The sequence below is a fragment of the Micrococcus sp. APC 4021 genome (assembly GCF_030407635.1).
In the GTDB taxonomy this organism is placed as follows: domain Bacteria; phylum Actinomycetota; class Actinomycetes; order Actinomycetales; family Micrococcaceae; genus Micrococcus; species Micrococcus luteus.
The window spans coordinates 1-1,471 of record NZ_JASDCZ010000209.1 but is presented as its reverse complement, the minus strand read 5'-3'; the positions used below and the strand labels follow the sequence as shown (position 1 = coordinate 1,471).

Genomic DNA, 1,471 nt, shown 5'->3' with positions numbered 1-1,471 from the left:
CCATGCCCGCCACCCTAGCCACGACTCCGGACGCGAGACCCGGGCCGCCCGGCGCCCGCCCGGCGTCCGGCCCGGGGTTCAGCCGAACACGCGCGCGGCCAGCAGCGACGGCGCCGTCAGCAGCCGGCGGGCCAGCTCCACGCGGCGGCGCTCCTGCACCGCGATCGCCTTCTCGTAGTAGCCCATGAGCTGCTCGCACAGCACCGGCCAGGTCCGGCCCTGCACCGACGCCCACGCCGCGTCGGCGAACGCGGCCCGCTTGACGTCGTCGTACACGAGGTCCGCGACGTGGCGGCGCAGCTCGTCCAGCTCGCCGGGCGGGTAGAGCCAGCCGGTGCGGGAGACGTCCACGATGTCGAGGGGGCCGCCGCGGCCGACGGCGACGACGGGCACGCCCGAGGCCATCGCCTCCTGCAGCGTCTGGCCGAAGGTGTCGGACTCGCCGGGGTGCACGAACAGGTCCAGGCTGGCCACGTGGCGCGCGAGGTCCTCGCCCCCCTGGAAGCCGGCGAAGTGCGCGCCGGGCAGCTCCCGCTCGAGCTGTTCGCGCAGCGGCCCGGAGCCGATGACCACGAGGCGGGTGCCCGGCAGGTCCGAGAGCACCCGCAGGTCCCCGACCTGCTTCTCGTGCGCCAGCCGCCCCACGAAGCCCACGAGCTTCTCGCCGTTCGGGGCGAGCTGCGCGCGCAGCGCCTCGTCGCGCTTGGCGGGATGGAATCGGCGGGAGTCGACGCCGCGGCCCCACAGGTGCACGCGCCGCACCCCCTGGCGGTGCAGCTGTCGGACGGTGAACGACGACGGCGCGAGCGTCAGCGTGGCCATGTTGTGCAGGCGCGCCACGTGGCTCCACAGGACGTCCTCCAGCCACGGGGCGCCGTACCGGGCCGCGTAGCCGGGGACCTCGGTCTGGTAGACGGCCACGGAGGGGATGCCGAGCTCCTCGGCCGCCTGCACCGCGCGCCAGCCCAGCACGAAGGGGGAGGCGATGTGCACCACGTCCGGGGCGAAGTCGGCGAGCATGCCGCGCAGCCGGCCCACCGTGCCGGCGGCCACCCGCACGGAGGCGTACCCGCTCAGGGGCACGGAGGGCAGGGTGCGCACGGGGAAGCCCTCGACCTCGCGGGGGGCCTCACCGGCGCCCGCGCGCTGGGTCCACCCGGCGGACCACGAGGCGGCCGGGGCGACCACCATCGCCTCGTCGCCCCGTTCCCGCAGGTGGCGCAGCACCTGGAGGATGGAGTTGGTGACCCCGTTCATATGGGGCAGGAACGATTCGGCGACCACGACGACACGCACGTGGCCGACGCTAAGGACCCCGGACCACGGCCGGGACACCCGCCGACGACGGCCCGGTGACCCCGCGGTGAACTCTCGGGGCGCGTGACGGTCGTCGCACCGGCCCGCGCGGCCCGCCCCGTCCAGGCGCCGCCCGGAGTCGGGTGGCACCATGGACGGGTGAGTTCCCGCCCCG

1 protein-coding gene is annotated in these 1,471 nt (G+C 75.9%); it reads right to left on the bottom strand.

Features of this window, described 5'->3' with window-relative positions; all coding sequences use genetic code 11:
• Positions 1-78: 78 nt before the first annotated feature.
• Positions 79-1,296 carry a glycosyltransferase family 1 protein gene (locus tag QL983_RS11210; protein ID WP_230297398.1) on the bottom strand — a complete coding sequence of 406 codons (1,218 nt, stop codon included), beginning with the start codon at positions 1,294-1,296 and terminating at the stop codon, positions 79-81.
• Positions 1,297-1,471: the final 175 nt, after the last annotated feature.